This window comes from Vibrio sp. KUL80, assembly GCF_059725495.1.
This window is the reverse complement of record NZ_AP045841.1, coordinates 1,954,217-1,971,247: the sequence shown is the minus strand read 5'-3', so window position 1 is coordinate 1,971,247 and position 17,031 is coordinate 1,954,217. Positions and strand designations below refer to the sequence as shown.

The following is a 17,031-nucleotide window of genomic DNA, read 5'->3' as shown; positions in this document are numbered from 1 at the left end:
GTTAGGGGAAATTGACCATGAGTATGACACTGTTTTTTGTATTGATTTTTACCGCTGTATTCATTATCTCACAGGCTCTCATTCTTCCAGCGGCTGGTAAAAAAGTAAAACATATAGAGCTCACGAAGCGGCTAAATAAAGCAAAAGGCCAGCTTGATAGTGAAAGTATCACACTGCTTAATGATTACTACAATAAATCCCTATCACCTATTGATAGAAGACTAGTTTCAATCAAGTATTTCGCAAACATGAAGAAAATGCTTGAGTTAGCAGGTGTAAAAATGGGGCTAGGGGACATATTGGCACGCACAATATTGTTCTGTTTGTTGATAACCGTTGCTTTGTTGTTGACGGATTACCCTTGGTATTTAGGGTTAGTAGCGAGTGTTATTATTATTTCTGGTGTGATTTTTTATATCAACTGGAAGATAAACAGTCGATTAGAGAAATTCGAGGAACAACTTCCTGAAGCGCTAGATATCATGCGCCGAATGTTGCAAGCAGGACAACCTTTGACTCAAGCTTTTCGAGAAGTAGGAGATGAGCTGCCAAATCCTGCAGGGGAAGAGTTTAAACACACTTTTAATCTTCTCAATTTTGGTTATGACCTGAAGATTGCCATTCTTTCAATGGCAGATAGAGTTCCCACCGTCTCCATGTTGGCTTTTTCATCAGCCGTGTTATTGCAAAAAGACACAGGTGGTAACTTAGCGGAGAACTTACAGAAGGTGTCAGTGGTTTTACGAGCTCGATTTAAGCTTGCAAGGAAAATCAAAACACTGTCCGCAGAAAGTCGTATGGGCGCATGGATATTGGTCTTGGCTCCATTTGTGCTATTCATGGCTCTTTATTTGGGTAATAGAGAGTTCGTGGAGCCATTGTGGACAGATCCGCGAGGCATAAAATCAGTGATTTTTGGAATGGTGAGTTTACTGATTGGCGCTATTTGGATTAAGAAAGTAGTGAACATCGAGGTGTAACATGGACGTGCTTGCAACTCTAGATATACCGCGTGAATGGGTATTTTTGGCCGTCCTAATGTTGGCGGTGACCATACTCGTGTTTGGTATCGGCTTCATGTTTGTTGGTGCCAAATCTGCGTTAGATAGGAGAGTTCATAATCTTGCCTCTCCTGAGCAAAAACAGGAAAAAAGCAAAGTGATTGATACACTAGAGTCCTTGGCTCCTTCCTATGTACCTAGCTCCGAAAAAGAGCAGCAAAGCGTTCGGCTAAAGCTGATGCATGCTGGCTTCCACAATAAAAATGCAATTGCTAACTTTTATGCGTTGAAAATGTTGTCATTCACGATAGGTGCAGTTTTAGCAGTGGCAGTGTTTGTTTTGAGCTCTAACGGTAGTCAAAGCATCCTATATGCGGCACTGTTGGTATTTATTGGATTATTCGCGCCCAATTTTATATTGGCACGCATAGCATCGAAGAGACAAAGAAGAATAAGAGCAGGAATTCCCGACACATTAGATTTGCTGGTGGTATGTACAGAGTCCGGTCTAGGGTTTTTAGCTGCGATGAAACGAGTCGCGACTGAGACATATATCTCGCACCCTGAATTAGCTGATGAGCTCGAAACGATCTGCGCCAAAGTGAAAGCTGGTGTTGAGTTACCTAGAGCTTTCGATGAGTTGGTCATTAGAACCGGTTTGAGTGAGCTTAAAGGGCTAGTGAGTATGTTATCACACGCCTCTAGGATTGGTGGCAGCCTATCCGATACTTTAAGGGACTATAATGAAGATTATCGGGACAGAAGAAACCAGGCTGCAGAGGAAATTGCAGCGAAAATACCGACTAAAATGCTGTTCCCGATGTTGCTATTTATCTGGCCTTGCTTCTTTATTGTGGCGATAGGACCTGCGGTTATAACGATAGTGTCGGCATTCGAATAAGGAAAATACGATGAAACGACTCACCTCACTTTTGATGTTAGCTTTAACGTTCGTTATTTTTGGTTGCTCGTCTACCGATACGGGTCCCAAATATGACACTTCTTTGTACCAAGGAAGACCGATTGACACCCTGACTCAAGATCCTCCACCTCAATCAGAGGTTGAAGCCATCCAGAGGGGTGACGCTGCACTGAATGCAGGGAACATTGACCTTGCGCTGTACGAATACATTCGTTCACTATCCTTCGAGAACCTCGCCTACAAGGATCAGACTTTGTATACGATTGGTAAGATACACCTTTCTCGAGGTAATAATGACTTGGCTGAGCGCGCACTGAACATGTCGATCAATGCTAACCCAAACAACAGTAAGTCGTTGGAGCAGTTAGGAATGTTTTATGCGAGTACAGGCCGTGTACCAGAGAGTGAGAGTTTCTTTTTAAGAGCAGTAAATGCAGACCAATTGAGATTCACGTCACCAAAAACGATTAAACGAGAGGATGTGAGTGTCACTCTTATTGAGTCGCTTAGCACAGACCGAACATCACCGGGTTACGCTTACATGGGGTTAGGGGTACTTTCTGATGTTGATAACGAATACGACATTGCACGTGCCTTTTACGATAAAGCGGGCTCTATCTTGCCATTTGAAAACAAGGTCCTTCTGAATATGGGTTACTCCTACTACATGTCTGGAGATTACACCAAAGCCACTGAGTTTACCCAGCGAGCACTGAACAGAGAGCCCGATAGTGAAAAAGCCCAAAACAACATGGCTCTCATTTACCTAGCTCAAGGTTATGAAAATCGTGCATTGAACATGTTTAGCCGTCACCTTGAAAGACCTGAGGCTCTAAACAACGTCGGCTATTTCTTGATGCTAAAAGGTAAACCTGAGCGCGCTATTCCTTATTTTCAACAGGCAATAGATGCTAAACCTTCATACTACAAATTGGCCAACGATAACCTCGACCGTGCCCTTTCTGAAGTACGCAATAAAGAAGTGATAATTTCCAACAACTAGTCTTACTCGAGTAGAAAACGATTAATCAAAGTGGTACGCGCATGGATGCGTGGCCGCTTTTCTTTTTTGGATGATTTTCTACTTTAAGAGGTTTGCCACAGACCGTTCGAATCGGTATTGAGTTAGCGTTCATACTAAGGCGCGTCGGATATAAAGTATTGGTATAGATCTCATCGATTCCATGAGAACGATGGAACATTCTGGCCACTTTTTCGCTATTTATTGTATGCGTAAACACCGTGATATTGTGTTCTTTCAGTTTGCAGGCCAGCCCGTCTAATACCTCGTTCATTGGCATGGTTACTGCCACTTTGCCCCACAGTTTAGAGAGGCGGTATATTACCTCTTGCTGGGTTCCCCAAAACGATAAAGCGTCCAAATCACGGAGTCAACATTCATTCTTTTGACTTGTTCGAAACTAGCTGGGTCATAGATTTGAGGTATTACTCTTGTTATTAGATCTGAATACTCTGTGGCGATTCTCTGTAATACCTGAAGATTGTCACTTTTAACGTCAGTAATAAGGTAAGTCTGTGGGTGACTTCTTCACCAAGACATCAAACTGTCTAGCATGAACTAGAGAGTGATGGCGTGATGGCGTGATGGCGTGATGGCTTCGGCAAAGGTGCCTGCTTTTATTGTATGGAATGAGAGTAAAGCGACAATTCCAGCCACTTTGCAACAATCCGACCTGTTAACAAGTATTATCAATGCAAAGAGCGGTGAAGCTTGTTTTGGCGATGTTCAAGGTAGTTTTCTACCTATCGAGAATCCAACCTCAGCCCGATGCGCAGTGCATCGTCGAGGAGATGATCGTACGTTAACATCTTTACGGTGTGACAACGAAAATGTCGAAGTGATTCTGGATGGAGACGAGACCCGTGTGAAAGAAGGTAAAACTTCGCCAATCGCTGTTGATATTGTTAATTACTTTAAGTTACGGCAAACCGTTCTAGAGCCATAAAAAACGAGCTTGATGTCGCATCAAGCTCGATATAGATGAGTAAGATGTGTTTTATTCGCCAAACACCACATTAGTATCTTGGTTGACGATCACTTGAACATTGCTTTTCGTATCGAACATCACGAAGCCAGCAGCAACGGGATCAGAATCCTCCTCACCATCATCATGCTGCGCAGTACAGGTGTAGCCTAAATTGTAACTGCCAGCATCAAGGAAACCAAACGCAAATTCATAGACATCCTGAGCGTTCTTATCGCCGACAGATGCTGAGGTAATAGGTTTGACTAAGTCAGTGCCGCCAATAGGTGCCATGTTTTCGAGGGTTGTTCCACTCTCATATAGATACACCGATTGAACCGCCGCATCTGATACAGGGTCATTACAGCTAGTAAACTTGTCGGCTGTGATCGTTCCTTTAATGTTGCCGGTTTCAGCGGTGTTGATGAGGGTGATGGATGTTCTTTGGATGGTGTAATTTGGGAAAGTAGATTGGTTTTTGAGACCTCGACGCAAATCGAACTCAATTGCATAATTGTTGGTTTGCTGGTTGATAGTAAAGGACTTATTGAAGAACAGGACACCAGCGTTTGCTTCTCTCCCGACTCCCTGAGGACACGTACCTTCGCCTTTCACAGTTAATTCTAACGTTAGGTCATCATCGCTGTCTGGATCATCTTTAATCACGTATGAAGGGTGAGTCGGATGGTCACCGTCATTGGCAAACACACACATCTGATACTCGCCTACGTTGACAATTTCATCCTCTAAGAGAGGCATGACGTTGTCTCCTTGATAATCGAGCAGATTGACGCTAATTGGCACGGGATCTTCCCCATCGGGGATAGGGTTGCCTTCCTCGTCAACGGGGTTGCCTTCGTCATCAGTGAGATAAACATCGAATACTCGTGGCGCGTCACTGCCTTGAGAGAGTAGGGCTACTTTTCCGAAGGTGACGACAACTTCTTTAACGTCGTCAACAGGGGCATCAGTGACACTCAACGTCAAAGGTGCAGTAGCGGTGCCAGACCCTGAATCGCCACCGCAGCTGACAAGAGCTAGCGATACCAAGCCAGCAATTGCACTAATTTGTAAGGTCTTCATAACTTTAGTCCTTAGCTATTCAATGAAAAACTCCATTGAGGTTAGTCGTCGTCTTTGCCTTTATTCTTTTTGTCGTGTCCTTTGCCTGGGTTGTCATCACCGTGTACGCTGCGGTTTTCACCTTTGCCTTTGTGAGAGCCTTTTGAATCAGACTCGCAATCCTCAGAGCGCAGTGTCATTACCTCACCCTCTATCTTTCGGCAATCCTCGCTGATCTCCATTCGATCGCCTTTGATGGTGACGTCAGCGTGAGCCATGGGAAGTGAAAACAAAAGGGCTAGGGATAAGGGGAGAAGTGTTTTCATTCGAACCTACCTGTCGTTAGTAAAATGCATCATTGCAGTTGTCATCCTTTAGTTTAGTTGTGAATAAACTAACTGCTCGGGAGAAGCGTCATCGCCAATTGTCGAATACCACAAATGAGACACTTACTTTGTACCCTTCACGTGTTGTTATGACTGTGGTTACATAGCTTAGTGAGCATATTTGGAAGCGAGTAAGCAAATATGACGTTAAAACTAATAATTTGAATTTCCATCACTCTGCTTTGACATAGCTTCTCTGAATTAATCGTTAAATCCGTCAGTAAGAAAATCACTGACAGAATCACAGGAAAAAAAATGAAAACACGTCTAACAGCGCTTGCTGTGCTTACTTCAACGTTATTGGTCGGTTGTGGATCTGAAGAGACAACTGCAACACCACCTACAGCAACCACTGGCAAACTAAACCTAGGTGTGTCTGACGCACCAGTTGATGATGCGATGGAAGTGGTTTTGGGTTTCAAAGATGTGGTACTTGTACCGATTGACCCACAAAGTGGTGCGAAAACAGGTGACCCAATTGCGCTGGACGTGAGCGGTGAAGATGAAGAGCTTCGTCAGATTGACTTGATGGAGTATCAAGGTAGCAATGCGGAGACCATTATCAGAGATTATGAAATCCCGACGGGTCATTACGCATTGTGCCTGTATGCAAAAGACGGATTAACGCCTGATGACACGACCTCTTATGTGCGAAAGACTGATGGCAATTTAAAGGGGCTGGTGGTTCCAAACAAAGGCAGTTGTTTAGGTTATAAGCCAGATGATAAAGACCAGGGCACGTTAGTTTTCGCAAAGCCAAGTGAATCGATTGAAATCATGGCTGGCTTTAATAGCTATATTGTTGAGTTTGATTTGCGAAAAGCGCTGACTGACCCTACAGGTAAAGAGCATATGTTGATGAACCGAAATGGTGTCGCACTAGTCAATGCTTCAGAATCAGGACACATTCGCGGCAAAGTGGAAACTATGCAGTATCAAGCGTGTGAAGCGGATAGTGCATCCTATAACGCGATCGGTGGCGCTGAGCCGGTCCACGCGGTTTACCTGTATGCGGGTGAGATGGATCGTACTACTATGGGGGATGTAGGTTCAGAAAGCGAGCGTGTAGCACCTGTATCAGTCGCAAACGTTAACGAAAGTGTCGACCAAGACAACAACACTGTCTATGAGTACGAGTTTGGTTACGTTGGTCCAGGTAGCTATTCAATCGGCTACACCTGTACCGCTTATATTGACCAACCAGAAACAGAAGAAACTGCAGAAGATGGCTTCTTGATCTATCAACACTATGTGCCTGTTGAGGTTAAGGAAGGCGAGTTTACAGAGCAGGACATTACACCAATTCTGTAGAGGTTGAACTATCGAGTTAGCAAAGCGGGAACACATTGTGTTCCCGCTTTAGTATGTGAGCTGAATGATTTCAGCCTTACGTGAGGCTTGATTCAGTTAAAACCACTTAAGCTTGTCGTGCAGCTGAGTCACGCTACCAACCACAATCAATGCAGGGCTTTCTGCTTCATTGGCCATCTGCGGCAGTGTATTAAGTGCTCCCTGGAACACACGTTGCTCTTTGCGCGTTCCATTCTCGATGACCGCACACGGCGTGTTTTCATCAAGACCATGGGTAATCAGCTTGTCAGTGATGCGACCGCTTTGTTTTAAACCCATGTAGAATACAAGCGTATTGTTTGATTGAGCCAGTGAGCTCCACTCAATCTCGCGGCCATCTTTTTGCACATGACCAGTAATAAACTGTACGCTTTGCGCATGGTCACGGTGAGTAAGGGGAATGCCAGCATACGCTGTTGCTCCGGCAGCTGCAGTGATGCCCGGAACTACCTCGAAGCTGATGCCGTTTTCTGCCAGTGTTTCCAGCTCTTCGCCGCCACGGCCAAAGATAAATGAATCACCACCCTTAAGGCGAACCACCTTATGACCTTCTTTGGCTTTCTCTACCAAGATCTGGTTGATCTGATCTTGTGGAACACAGTGATAGTCGAGCTTCTTACCCACATAGATCATCTCTGCATCAGGTTTTGCCAGCGAAAGGATATCTTTGGATACGAGTCTATCGAAAACGACTACATCCGCAGACTGAATCACGCGATATCCTTTCACTGTCAAAAGATCAGGGTCTCCAGGTCCCGCACCGACTAATGAAACAAAGCCGGCATTTAAAGATGTGTGATTAGTGGTCATAAGCTGCGCCTATCAAATCAAAATTTGGATATAAAGAGTAGCACTCGACAGTACGACTTTTTATAGCCAAAGAGGCATAAGACCTCACCTTAAAGGTGAGGTCTTATTAATATTATTTCGCGCTAAGAGCTGGTTCAGCTTGCACTTGTTCTTCTGTTTCAGCAGAGATTGAAGGTGCCGTTTTAGCGTGAGTTAGGTAAAGCGGGATACAAGTCATGATTAGACCGCCAACGATGTTACCTAGGATGGTAGGGATAAGGTTGAAGTTCAACCATGTCATTACACCGAAGTCCGCACCTAGAATCATGCCTAGTGGGAATAGGAACATGTTTACTACTGTGTGCTCAAATACTAGAGCGAAGAAGATGAAGATTGGGAACCACATCATAGCCACACGACCAGCAACAGTGCGCGCCGTCATGTTGCCGATTACACCTAGACAAACCATTAGGTTACAGAAGATGCCGCGAACGAAACAGGTGATCCATCCGTCCATACCCATGTTCTCAAAGCCAAGGCTACGAGCGGTAGATACGGCAATGAATTTCTGCGCTACCGCGTTTAGCTCAAGAGAGAAGTTACCAGTTAATGACACAGCCACTAGGTAAGCAACAATCAGAGAACCGATAAGGTTACCAAGGCCTACTAGACCCCAGCAGCGCAAGATACGGCCCCATGTGATACCAGGACGGTTTTCAAATTTTGCTAGTGGAGCAAGACCGAAAACACCTGTCACAAGGTCATAACCCATCACGCTTAGAATTACGAAACCAACTGGGAACACGAGTGCGCCAACAACGCCCATACCTGTTTGAACGATAGTCGTGATAGCTACTACAACCGCCAGTGACAGTATCACACCTGCCATCGTACCGCGTAGTAGTAGATCGCGAGTGCTGGTTTTGGTTTTTGCTTCACCAACGTCGATCATAGTTTGCACGAATTGTGCTGGTTTAAAATCAGTAGACATCATGTCTCTCCAACAAAGTTTAAATATAAAAGTTAAGATTGAATAGTGATAGGGGCTAGGGTGGCTAACCCCTATAGGCTATTCATTCTCTTTGAGTATTTGCGTCATCGAATCAACCATCGTAATCCTCTTTACTTCCGTCATCCCCTTGAAAAAGGGGATCTTCTACAACGAGTCACTCGCTTCATGAGATCCTCGTTTTCACGAGGATGACGGATTTTGTAGAGTCTATGTTAGCGACCAATGCCGTAGTGCGATGGCAATGACGATCAATACTCTATGCAGAAATCTCTACCGCACCTTTGGTCACGCGAGCTTTGTAAGCCTTCACGCTAAAGCGCTCATCTTCCATACATGCGCCAGTTGTTAGGTTAAAGCGCTGCTTCTTAAGCGGGCTCGCAACCCAAAGTTCACCTTGGTGTTCAACAATCAAACCACGTGATAGCACGTTAGATTGATAGAACGGGTCCATATTGCTGATAGCGTGTACTTTTTCTTCAGCACTTGGGCGGAAAACCGCAACCTGCTGACCGTCAATCAATGCACAAACACCTGTGCCTGGGACGATATCTTGGATGTCACATACTTTTTGAAATGCCATGATTACTTCTCCAGCTCAACGTGTAGGATGTCGCCTTTCGCTTCAGGGTGCTTCTCAGTGAATGTTGCTGGACGGTGTTGGTCACGCTCTTGAACGAAAACCACATTGTCGTCGCGTAGGTCACTGTTAATGAAGTGAGCAAAGCGTGTAAGCTGCGACTCGTCTTCAATCGTGTTCTTCCACTCACAGCTGTAATCGCCCACTAGACGTTGAACGTCAGCTTCAAGCTGCTCGTTGATGCCAAGTTTGTCTTCAACGATAACTTCACGTAGGTAGTCCACACCACCTTCCATGTTTTCCATCCATACAGAGGTGCGTTGTAGTGGCGCAGCAGTGCGGATGTAGAACATCATGAAGCGGTCGATGTATTGAATCAGCGTTGCTTCGTCTAGATCAGAAGCCAGTAGGTCTGCGTGACGAGGTTTCATACCGCCGTTACCACACACGTACATGTTCCAACCTGCGTCAGTTGCGATGATGCCAAGGTCTTTACCTTGTGCTTCTGCACACTCACGAGTACAACCAGACACACCAAACTTCATCTTATGAGGAGTACGGATGCCTTTGTAACGGTTCTCGATGCGAGAGCCCAGACCAACAGAGTCCTGAACGCCGTAACGACACCAAGTAGAGCCTACACACGTTTTCGCCATGCGAAGTGCTTTCGCATACGCTTGGCCTGTCTCGTAACCCGCTTCAATTAGCTTCTTCCAGATAGCTGGAAGGTCGTCTTTTTGCGCGCCGAACAGACCGATACGTTGTGCACCTGTGACTTTAGTGTAAAGGTTGTATTCTGCAGCCACTTCAGCCAGCACTTTTAGTGCTTGAGGTGTCACTTCACCGCCAGCCATACGTGGGATTACTGAGTAAGTCCCGTCTTTTTGGATGTTACCTAGGAAGTTATCGTTGGTATCGTGCAGCTTCACTAGCTCTGGCTTAAGGATGTGGTCACCCCAGCAAGACGCTAAGATCGAGCCTGCTAGTGGCTTACATACTTCACAGCCGTAGCCTGTACCGTGTTTCTCAAGCAGCTCTTCGAACGTCTTGATCTCACCGATACGTACTAGGTGGAACAGTTCTTGACGAGAGTAAGCAAAGTGCTCACACACATCGTTCTTAACTTCGATACCAGACTTCGCAAGTTCAGCATTCAGAACTGAGGTCACAAGAGGGATACAACCACCACAGCCCGTGCCTGCGCCAGTCACTGCTTTAATGTCGCCAATGGTGTGGTGACCTTGAGCAACCGCCTCTGCAATCTTGCCTTTCGTTACGTCAAAACAAGAACAGATAACTGCTGACTCTGGAAGTGAGTCTGCACCTAGCGTCGGCTTTTCAGCGCCGGCGTGTGCTGGAAGAATAAGTGCATCTGGGTGCTCTGGTAGGTCGATTTCGTTCAACATTAGCTGAAGTAGGTCGCCGTAGTCAGAAGTATCCCCAACCATTACCGCACCAAGAAGCTTCTTATTGTCCTCAGAAACGATAAGACGCTTATACACTTCTTGCTCTTCGTTTTGGTAAACGTAGCTCTTACAGCCAGGAGTGCGACCGTTAGCGTCACCAATTGAGCCTACCTTCACGCCAAGAAGCTTAAGCTTCGCTGACATGTCGGCACCTTCGAATTTGCTGTCGTTACCAACGATGTGGTCAACCGCAACCGTTGCCATCTTGTAGCCAGGCGCTACTAGGCCGTAGAACATTTCGTTCCAAGACGCACACTCACCAATTGCGTAGATGTTTTCATCTGACGTTTGGCAGAAGTCGTTGATAGCAATACCGCCACGAGGTGCGATATCTAGCTTCATTTCGCGAGCAAGTTTGTCTTGAGGACGGATGCCTGCAGAGAACACGATGAAGTCAGTTTCTAGCTCAGTACCGTCAGCAAAGCGCATCACGTTACGTGCTGTTTTGCCTTCAGGAGCGATTTCTAGCGTGTTCTTGCTGGTGTGAACGTTCACGCCCATGCTTTCAATTTTTGAACGAAGCTGATTACCGCCAGCTTGGTCTAGCTGCTCTGCCATTAGCTTTGGTGCGAACTCTACAACGTGAGTTTCTACACCCAGTGCTTTCAGTGCACCAGCAGCTTCAAGACCTAGCAGACCACCACCGATAACAACGCCGCTCTTACTTTTCTTAGCGGTTGCTTCGATAGCTTTCAGATCTTCGATAGTACGGTAAACAAAACAGTCTTTGCTTTCGTTGCCTTTGATAGGCGGTACAAATGGGAAAGAGCCAGTCGCTAGGATGAGTTTGTCGTATTTGATTTCACGACCAGTGCTAGAGTATACGATGTGGTTTTCACGGTTGATGTTGATAGCGCGTTCGCCAATCAATACGTTGATGCCGTGTTTTTCGTAAAAACCTTCTTTGACGAGTGAAAGCTCGTCAGCAGTGTGGTGCGAAAAGTAAGAAGAGAGGTGCACACGGTCGTACGCAACGCGGGGTTCTTCGCAGAAAACGGTGACTTCATAGTTCGCCATATCCGCTTTCTCGACGAGGTCCTCGAGATAGCGATGACCAACCATGCCGTTTCCTACTACGACAAGCTTCATCTTGCTCATTATTAATACCTAAGGGTTATTATCGAATCTACGCGCATTGTTAAATGTGAAAGAAAATTAAAACATGATGTAAATCAATTACAGAATTAAACTATCCTAAAGGGGTAGGTGGGGTGGGTAGATATCGTACATCACTATATTTTCCTACAAAACCTATCGGAAAATATAATGATGCGTAAATGGATTGTAGGCAAATGGTTGCTAATGGTGATGAGTTGTGTAAATGGCTCTTGCTGTGCACTTTCTGTTTTGTAATACAAAAGCAATTGAATTACGAAATTGAAAGTTTAGACCACCTCGGGTGGTCTAATTATGAATAAATGTTAATGGCAGGGAATGATAGTGATAAATCACTCTATATTGATAGAATTAACCAATAAACAGCCAGATACCGACGCCACACATTAATGTGCCTGCAATGCGATTCATGGTTTTGACGTTCTGAGCCTGACCCAGTGTGCGTTTCAGGCCCTTACCGCCCGTGGCATAAATAGTCATACAAATAAATTCACTGAGTAAAATAATTCCCAACATTATTGAGACTTGAAGCGTCATTGGTTTCGACTGATCGATGAAAGGAGGGAGCAGAGAGATCATAAATGCCCAACCCTTAGGATTGGCGATCGCGGTAATAAAACCTTGAGCGACCAAATCCCAATCATTGTGCTTGGGTTGATGTTCCATATCTGATGAGATAGCGAGCTTGCCTTTAGAACGCCACATCTGAATGCCGAGATAGAACAGATACGCTGCGCCTATAGCTTTAAAGGCAAAAAAGATATCTGGGTATTTGAGCATAACCGCAGCGATACCTAGAATGGCAGCTAAGGCAACAAGAGCAACGCCTAACAACTCTCCAACCATCATCCAAAGGGTTCGTTTGTAGCCGATACTCATTCCCATAGTGAGAGCAAGTGTCATGCACATCCCTGGCGTGATCGAGACGAAAAAGAAGGTGGGGATGAATAGTGAAAGTGTTGCCCAGTCCATAGTTACTGTTTTTAGAATATTGAACGATTTCGTATTAATAGCAGACATTTCGTGACAGAACTATCAGTTTGTTAAACAGAATGGAATGTTTATCTTATGCACTCGGATGGAGTTAAATAAAGCAGGTTGTTGGTTTAAAGCATGGTGTATTGATGGCTGGTTAAATGTTGGTCAATTACACTGCCTAAGGTTTGAAATACCTAATTTTAACACTTTGACATACAAGGTATTTACATTCATTGTAAGGGTGCAATCCAACAACGTACACAGGAATCAAAGAAATGGACTTCAAAAAAACCATTCGCCGAGTTAGTACCCTCATCGTCGCCTCTCTTACCACCCTTGCCGCAGTAAATGCTAATGCGGAAGATAAAGTCTATCGACTAAAACTTGCTGAGACATGGGGACCAAATACGCCTATCTTGGGAGATGCCAGTAAGAATATGGCTAAGCTTGCGAAAGAGATGTCTAATGGACGCTTAATCATTCGCATCGATTCTGCCAATAAACATAAAGCACCGCTAGGTGTGTTTGATATGGTGAAATCGGGACAATACGATCTCGGACACTCAAGCTCCTATTACTGGAAAGGTAAAGTGCCAAACACCCTGTATTTCTCCTCGATGCCCTTTGGCATGACGACGATGGAGCAATATTCGTGGTTCTATCATGGTGGTGGTCTAGAGCTGATGCAAAAAGTCTATTCTCCACATAACCTACTTTCTTTCCCAGGCGGAAACTCTGACATCCAAATGGGAGGCTGGTTTAAGAAAGAGATTAACTCTGTTGAGGACCTAAAAGGTCTGAAAATGCGTATCCCAGGTTTTGCGGGTGAAGTCTTGGCGCAAGTAGGGGCGAAACCAACCAATATTGCTCCTGGTGAGCTTTACACATCCCTTGAGCGTGGAACCATTGATGCGCTTGAGTGGGTAGGCCCTGCTTTTGACCTTCGAATGGGTTTTCAGAAAATCGCACCTTACTACTACACAGCATGGCATGAGCCTGGTTCCGAGACACAATTTCTCGTAAACAAAAAGGTATGGGAGAAACTGCCGGGCGACCTTAAGATAATCCTCGAAACTTCTTTCCGTGTCGCTGCTTTTGACATGTATACGCAAGCGTTGCATGAGAATGCCGACAGCTGGTCTAAGATGAGCTCAGAGTACCCGGACATCAAGGTTCGCAGCTTCCCACCTGAAGTCATCAATGCACTGAAACAAGCAAATGGCGAACTATTGAAAGCGCAGGCTTCAAACGATGAACTAGCAAAAGAGATCTTGGACTCGCAAGCCAACTATTTAACCAAAATGCGCGAGTGGACTAATATTTCGTTGCAAGCTTATCTGAACGAGCAAGCTCAATAGGCTTCAGATTAACTAGAAAGCCCTGCGTCTCTGCGCAGGGCTTTTTAATGGGAGCTAAATAGTGTGTTATTGAGGAGCACGGCTAGTAAACGAGATATCTTTACCTTGACCAGCACCAATCATCACCGCTTCAAAAATAGGTTTCGATGCTTGATTCGGATTTGACCAGTTCACGATAAAGTTTGCCCCAACACCGCCACTGGTTTCTCTTTTCTCAACCAAGTACTCAGAGCTTGATAATGGGCTCAGTTCATAACCTTCCTCTAAAAACTGTCTGACCAAGTTACCGTTGGTATCGAAGTAGTCAATGCTATGGATATTAATGCTGTTCTTCGGGTCGGTATTTCTCACCACTAGCGTTGTTTCAAGCAGCACGGCTTTACCACCATCGGTGTAGATATGTGAATAGGCCGGTACATAGGCGCTGGTGGCGTCACTGCCGTTTGATGCGATTGTTACGCGTTCAATTTGTTGTGCCTGGTGGCTCAGTTTCTCTTCAATGGTATCGACAGATTTCACCAAGGTACCCAGGTAAATCGCAAGTCCGATAACAAGAATAGTGGAAATAATGGAAACGATTTGGCTGGCGTTACGATTCTCAGTCATAGAGTCTCCTAAGAGGAATTATTGTTGGGGTCTTCCTTATTGTACTAGCAAATAAACGGATAGCGAATTTGTTCAGTAAATCAGACTGTTACCTAGATCAACATAGTGTTAGAAAGTGTAATGCTCGAGTCACTATATTGGTGCATTGAACGCACTAAGATGGTGACTATCTTGATGCGCATTGCCATTTTTGGCTCTTTGTTTGAACAGCCTTCTTGTTACAGAAGAGGTTTAAACCACACAAAGTACGGGTATATAAATTGCAATATAATCAATAAAATAGACAATAAAGTAGATTCAAAGGAATGAAAATGAACTTAACTTCTGAAGAAAAACGTTGGTTACCTTGGCTAGGTAGTACCGGAAAAATCGCCATGCGGAAGGCGTGTTTCTCCAATCGAGATAGAATCACCGAACTAGAGCAAACGTTCGAGAGCATTGCACAAACTAGGGTCAAACTGCTGGAAGCATGGACTCAAAACCAGTGGCGTTTTCTAGAAGATGCCGCGTTTTACCTCTCCTCCAAGGCGGAAGACGAGCGAGCAGAAGCGCTTGATTTATTGCTACGTAGAGGTAAGGACTTTACTGAGCTGTTTTTAGTCGATGTACATGGTGCAGTTTTAAGTTCGACCAGTAGAGAATATATTGGTCATCAGAGCGCATCGAAGAAAGCTCTTGACCTTGCGAGGAACAAGCCGTTTCTGCATGGCCCGTATGTCGATAAAAAGACCTTAGATGTAGGTCCGTCATCCTCCAAGTTTCATGATGCTGTGACCTTGATGTTCTACCAGCCCCTCAATATTGATGATGCTGATGCACCGATCCTCTGCGGTCGTGTGCCAAATGACGTATTGGGAGATTTGATTCAACGAGAAGCAGGGCATATCTATAGTGAATCGGGTGACAACTATCTGTTTATGGTTGAGTCTAACTTTGACCCGTCAATAGCGCAGGGTGTTGCGTTATCTCGTTCGCGTTTTGAGGACAATACTTTTTCACACGGAGAGAACCTAAAACAAGGTGTGCAAACAGACTGGGGAACCGTGAAGATCCAAAAACATACTGAGTTTGAGGTTGTGTTTAATGATCCAGCGACCAATCAACTTCACCCGGGTGTTCGAGAGACCATTAAAAATGGCAGCAATTTGTATGTCGATTATCCAGGTTACTCAGACTACCGCCATATTCCGGTAATAGGCAAAGGCGTCACGTTCAGACTGCCGGGCTCAATTGATACCTGGGGTATGATGTGTGAATCCGACTTAGAAGAAGTACATCGACACCGTTCTCTGGTTGGCCGACTAACAAGGCGCTTTATGGCATCCGCTATAGCCGTTACTTTGTTACCGGTGATGCTACAACACTTTCTAAGCCTAGACGCATACACAAGCGCTGGTTTGTCTTTCTTATTTGCATGCTTACTTACTGTGTTGTTCCGAGCGAGAACGGCCAAGCCGTTGTCGCGTAGTCTCGAACAGATGACAGGTGTGATGAAGGTTTTGGCAGAGGGGGATGGAAACCTTAAACAGCGACTGGACTCATCGAAGTTTAAGGCAGATGAAACCGGCGATCTAGGCCGTTGGACCAATAGCTTTATCGATAACCTCGAAACCGTGGTTTCCGAGTTAGTCTTCGCCAGTCGAGAAGTGAACAACGTATCGGAATCGATGTTTCGATGCAGTCAGCGACTTTCTAAATCGAGTGAAAGCACCTCGGAATCCATCTCACAGCTGATCGACCTTTCTCAAAAGCAGGTTGGCGAAATCAGCTCAGCCAATGACAACGCACGTGAAATGCACGTATTGATGACAGAGTCTGTCGAACAAGCGAGAAACGAGTATGAGACGGCGCGTAACAGTGCCGAGACAATCAAGGCGATCGTCCAATCTTCATCAGCGAGTGTGAACGATGTTAACAGTGAGATGGAAAAGATTAGTGACATTGTCACACTGATTACGGATATCACTGCACAAACGAACCTGCTTGCACTTAATGCAGCCATAGAGGCCGCGAGAGCGGGAGAGCACGGACGTGGGTTCTCTGTGGTTGCCGATGAGGTCAGAACACTTGCTGATAGAACGGCGGCAGCAGCTAAAGACATTGGTGACTTGATGGAGCAGCTTCGTCACCAGTCTGAAAAAGCGGTGACGACGATGAGAGCCGGTATTGATAACGTAGAAAGTAATGCCTATCTTGCAGATAACTCGAAACAAAACGCTCGATTACAAGAATCGGTGAACTCGCTTTTTGATGCCATCACTGGCTTGGCAAGTATGAGTAACACTAACTCTCAAACGGCAGAATTAGCAGCCGATTCGACGGGCTCTTTGCAGTATCAATCAAAGCAATTGGCGCGCCGAACCGCACTAATGCAAAACTCGATATCAAGGCTAGATCAATTGGTTGGTCGTTTCGAAGTATAG

General features: G+C 45.2%; 16 protein-coding genes. 7 read left to right on the top strand and 9 right to left on the bottom strand.

What is annotated here, in order from left to right:
- Positions 1 to 11 precede the first annotated feature (11 nt).
- Genes AC6I8U_RS09090 through AC6I8U_RS09080 form a run of 3 tightly spaced genes read left to right on the top strand, consistent with a single transcriptional unit; the run spans position 12 to position 2,926 of the window.
- The gene (locus AC6I8U_RS09090) at positions 12 to 980 is read left to right on the top strand and encodes a type II secretion system F family protein (RefSeq protein ID WP_498016619.1); all 969 of its coding nucleotides are present in this window, start codon (positions 12 to 14) and stop codon (positions 978 to 980) included.
- Between the two features lies 1 nt (position 981).
- Positions 982 to 1,902, top strand: a complete 921-nt coding sequence (locus AC6I8U_RS09085; protein ID WP_498016618.1) for a type II secretion system F family protein — start codon at positions 982 to 984, stop codon at positions 1,900 to 1,902.
- Between the two features lie 10 nt (positions 1,903 to 1,912).
- On the top strand, positions 1,913 to 2,926 hold the full coding sequence (locus AC6I8U_RS09080) for a tetratricopeptide repeat protein (protein ID WP_498016617.1): 1,014 nt from the start codon (positions 1,913 to 1,915) through the stop codon (positions 2,924 to 2,926).
- A gap of 25 nt (positions 2,927 to 2,951) precedes the next feature.
- Here AC6I8U_RS09080 and AC6I8U_RS09075 read toward each other — a convergent pair whose 3' ends face one another.
- Complete coding sequence (locus AC6I8U_RS09075) at positions 2,952 to 3,236, bottom strand: hypothetical protein (RefSeq protein WP_498016616.1); 285 nt, start codon at positions 3,234 to 3,236, stop codon at positions 2,952 to 2,954.
- Positions 3,237 to 3,533: 297 nt separating this feature from the next.
- On the opposite strand from AC6I8U_RS09075, the gene AC6I8U_RS09070 reads away from it, so the two are divergent.
- Positions 3,534 to 3,890: a hypothetical protein gene (locus AC6I8U_RS09070; protein ID WP_498016615.1), complete on the top strand. Its 357-nt coding sequence runs from the start codon at positions 3,534 to 3,536 to the stop codon at positions 3,888 to 3,890.
- A gap of 51 nt (positions 3,891 to 3,941) precedes the next feature.
- Here AC6I8U_RS09070 and AC6I8U_RS09065 read toward each other — a convergent pair whose 3' ends face one another.
- Together AC6I8U_RS09065 and AC6I8U_RS09060 are read right to left on the bottom strand one after the other, a co-directional pair.
- A complete protein-coding gene (locus tag AC6I8U_RS09065) occupies positions 3,942 to 4,991 on the bottom strand; it encodes a DUF4382 domain-containing protein (RefSeq protein WP_498016614.1) in 1,050 nt (349 codons plus the stop codon).
- A gap of 41 nt (positions 4,992 to 5,032) precedes the next feature.
- Complete coding sequence (locus tag AC6I8U_RS09060) at positions 5,033 to 5,296, bottom strand: CG2 omega domain protein (protein ID WP_498016613.1); 264 nt, start codon at positions 5,294 to 5,296, stop codon at positions 5,033 to 5,035.
- 315 nt (positions 5,297 to 5,611) lie between these two features.
- On the opposite strand from AC6I8U_RS09060, the gene AC6I8U_RS09055 reads away from it, so the two are divergent.
- On the top strand, positions 5,612 to 6,667 hold the full coding sequence (locus tag AC6I8U_RS09055) for a DUF4382 domain-containing protein (RefSeq protein ID WP_498016612.1): 1,056 nt from the start codon (positions 5,612 to 5,614) through the stop codon (positions 6,665 to 6,667).
- A 96-nt stretch (positions 6,668 to 6,763) separates the two neighbouring features.
- Here the strand turns inward: AC6I8U_RS09055 and cobA are convergent, their stop codons facing one another.
- The 5 genes from cobA to AC6I8U_RS09030 all read right to left on the bottom strand — a co-directional run bounded on the left by cobA (position 6,764) and on the right by AC6I8U_RS09030 (position 12,638).
- Positions 6,764 to 7,516 carry a uroporphyrinogen-III C-methyltransferase gene (gene cobA, locus AC6I8U_RS09050; protein ID WP_498016611.1) on the bottom strand — a complete coding sequence of 251 codons (753 nt, stop codon included), beginning with the start codon at positions 7,514 to 7,516 and terminating at the stop codon, positions 6,764 to 6,766.
- Between the two features lie 112 nt (positions 7,517 to 7,628).
- Positions 7,629 to 8,486: a formate/nitrite transporter family protein gene (locus tag AC6I8U_RS09045; protein ID WP_498018344.1), complete on the bottom strand. Its 858-nt coding sequence runs from the start codon at positions 8,484 to 8,486 to the stop codon at positions 7,629 to 7,631.
- A gap of 277 nt (positions 8,487 to 8,763) precedes the next feature.
- Entirely contained in the window at positions 8,764 to 9,087 is a 324-nt protein-coding gene (gene nirD, locus AC6I8U_RS09040) for a nitrite reductase small subunit NirD (RefSeq protein WP_498016610.1), read from the bottom strand.
- A gap of 2 nt (positions 9,088 to 9,089) precedes the next feature.
- Positions 9,090 to 11,648 carry a nitrite reductase large subunit NirB gene (gene nirB, locus AC6I8U_RS09035; RefSeq protein ID WP_498016609.1) on the bottom strand — a complete coding sequence of 853 codons (2,559 nt, stop codon included), beginning with the start codon at positions 11,646 to 11,648 and terminating at the stop codon, positions 9,090 to 9,092.
- 369 nt (positions 11,649 to 12,017) lie between these two features.
- Positions 12,018 to 12,638 (bottom strand): LysE family translocator, encoded by a 621-nt coding sequence (locus AC6I8U_RS09030; RefSeq protein WP_042475539.1) that lies wholly within the window; start codon positions 12,636 to 12,638, stop codon positions 12,018 to 12,020.
- Between the two features lie 281 nt (positions 12,639 to 12,919).
- On the opposite strand from AC6I8U_RS09030, the gene AC6I8U_RS09025 reads away from it, so the two are divergent.
- A complete protein-coding gene (locus tag AC6I8U_RS09025) occupies positions 12,920 to 14,002 on the top strand; it encodes a TRAP transporter substrate-binding protein (protein ID WP_498016608.1) in 1,083 nt (360 codons plus the stop codon).
- Positions 14,003 to 14,068: 66 nt separating this feature from the next.
- On the opposite strand, the gene AC6I8U_RS09020 is transcribed toward AC6I8U_RS09025, so the two are convergent.
- A complete protein-coding gene (locus tag AC6I8U_RS09020; RefSeq protein WP_052412961.1) occupies positions 14,069 to 14,608 on the bottom strand; it encodes a DUF3124 domain-containing protein in 540 nt (179 codons plus the stop codon).
- A 311-nt stretch (positions 14,609 to 14,919) separates the two neighbouring features.
- Here AC6I8U_RS09020 and AC6I8U_RS09015 point away from each other — a divergent pair, with 311 nt between their 5' ends.
- Positions 14,920 to 17,031, top strand: a complete 2,112-nt coding sequence (locus AC6I8U_RS09015) for a methyl-accepting chemotaxis protein (protein ID WP_498016607.1) — start codon at positions 14,920 to 14,922, stop codon at positions 17,029 to 17,031.

Bases quoted from the DNA above. Each gene is read 5' to 3' on its own strand.
- nirB (WP_498016609.1), bottom strand. From the start codon at position 11,648: ATGAGCAAGATGAAGCTTGTCGTAGTAGGAAACGGCATGGTTGGTCAT.
- cobA (WP_498016611.1), bottom strand. From the start codon at position 7,516: ATGACCACTAATCACACATCTTTAAATGCCGGCTTTGTTTCATTAGTC.
- AC6I8U_RS09060 (WP_498016613.1), bottom strand. From the start codon at position 5,296: ATGAAAACACTTCTCCCCTTATCCCTAGCCCTTTTGTTTTCACTTCCC.
- AC6I8U_RS09065 (WP_498016614.1), bottom strand. From the start codon at position 4,991: ATGAAGACCTTACAAATTAGTGCAATTGCTGGCTTGGTATCGCTAGCT.
- AC6I8U_RS09085 (WP_498016618.1), top strand. From the start codon at position 982: ATGGACGTGCTTGCAACTCTAGATATACCGCGTGAATGGGTATTTTTG.
- nirD (WP_498016610.1), bottom strand. From the start codon at position 9,087: ATGGCATTTCAAAAAGTATGTGACATCCAAGATATCGTCCCAGGCACA.
- AC6I8U_RS09015 (WP_498016607.1), top strand. From the start codon at position 14,920: ATGAACTTAACTTCTGAAGAAAAACGTTGGTTACCTTGGCTAGGTAGT.
- AC6I8U_RS09030 (WP_042475539.1), bottom strand. From the start codon at position 12,638: ATGGACTGGGCAACACTTTCACTATTCATCCCCACCTTCTTTTTCGTC.
- AC6I8U_RS09020 (WP_052412961.1), bottom strand. From the start codon at position 14,608: ATGACTGAGAATCGTAACGCCAGCCAAATCGTTTCCATTATTTCCACT.
- AC6I8U_RS09080 (WP_498016617.1), top strand. From the start codon at position 1,913: ATGAAACGACTCACCTCACTTTTGATGTTAGCTTTAACGTTCGTTATT.
- AC6I8U_RS09045 (WP_498018344.1), bottom strand. From the start codon at position 8,486: ATGTCTACTGATTTTAAACCAGCACAATTCGTGCAAACTATGATCGAC.
- AC6I8U_RS09025 (WP_498016608.1), top strand. From the start codon at position 12,920: ATGGACTTCAAAAAAACCATTCGCCGAGTTAGTACCCTCATCGTCGCC.
- AC6I8U_RS09055 (WP_498016612.1), top strand. From the start codon at position 5,612: ATGAAAACACGTCTAACAGCGCTTGCTGTGCTTACTTCAACGTTATTG.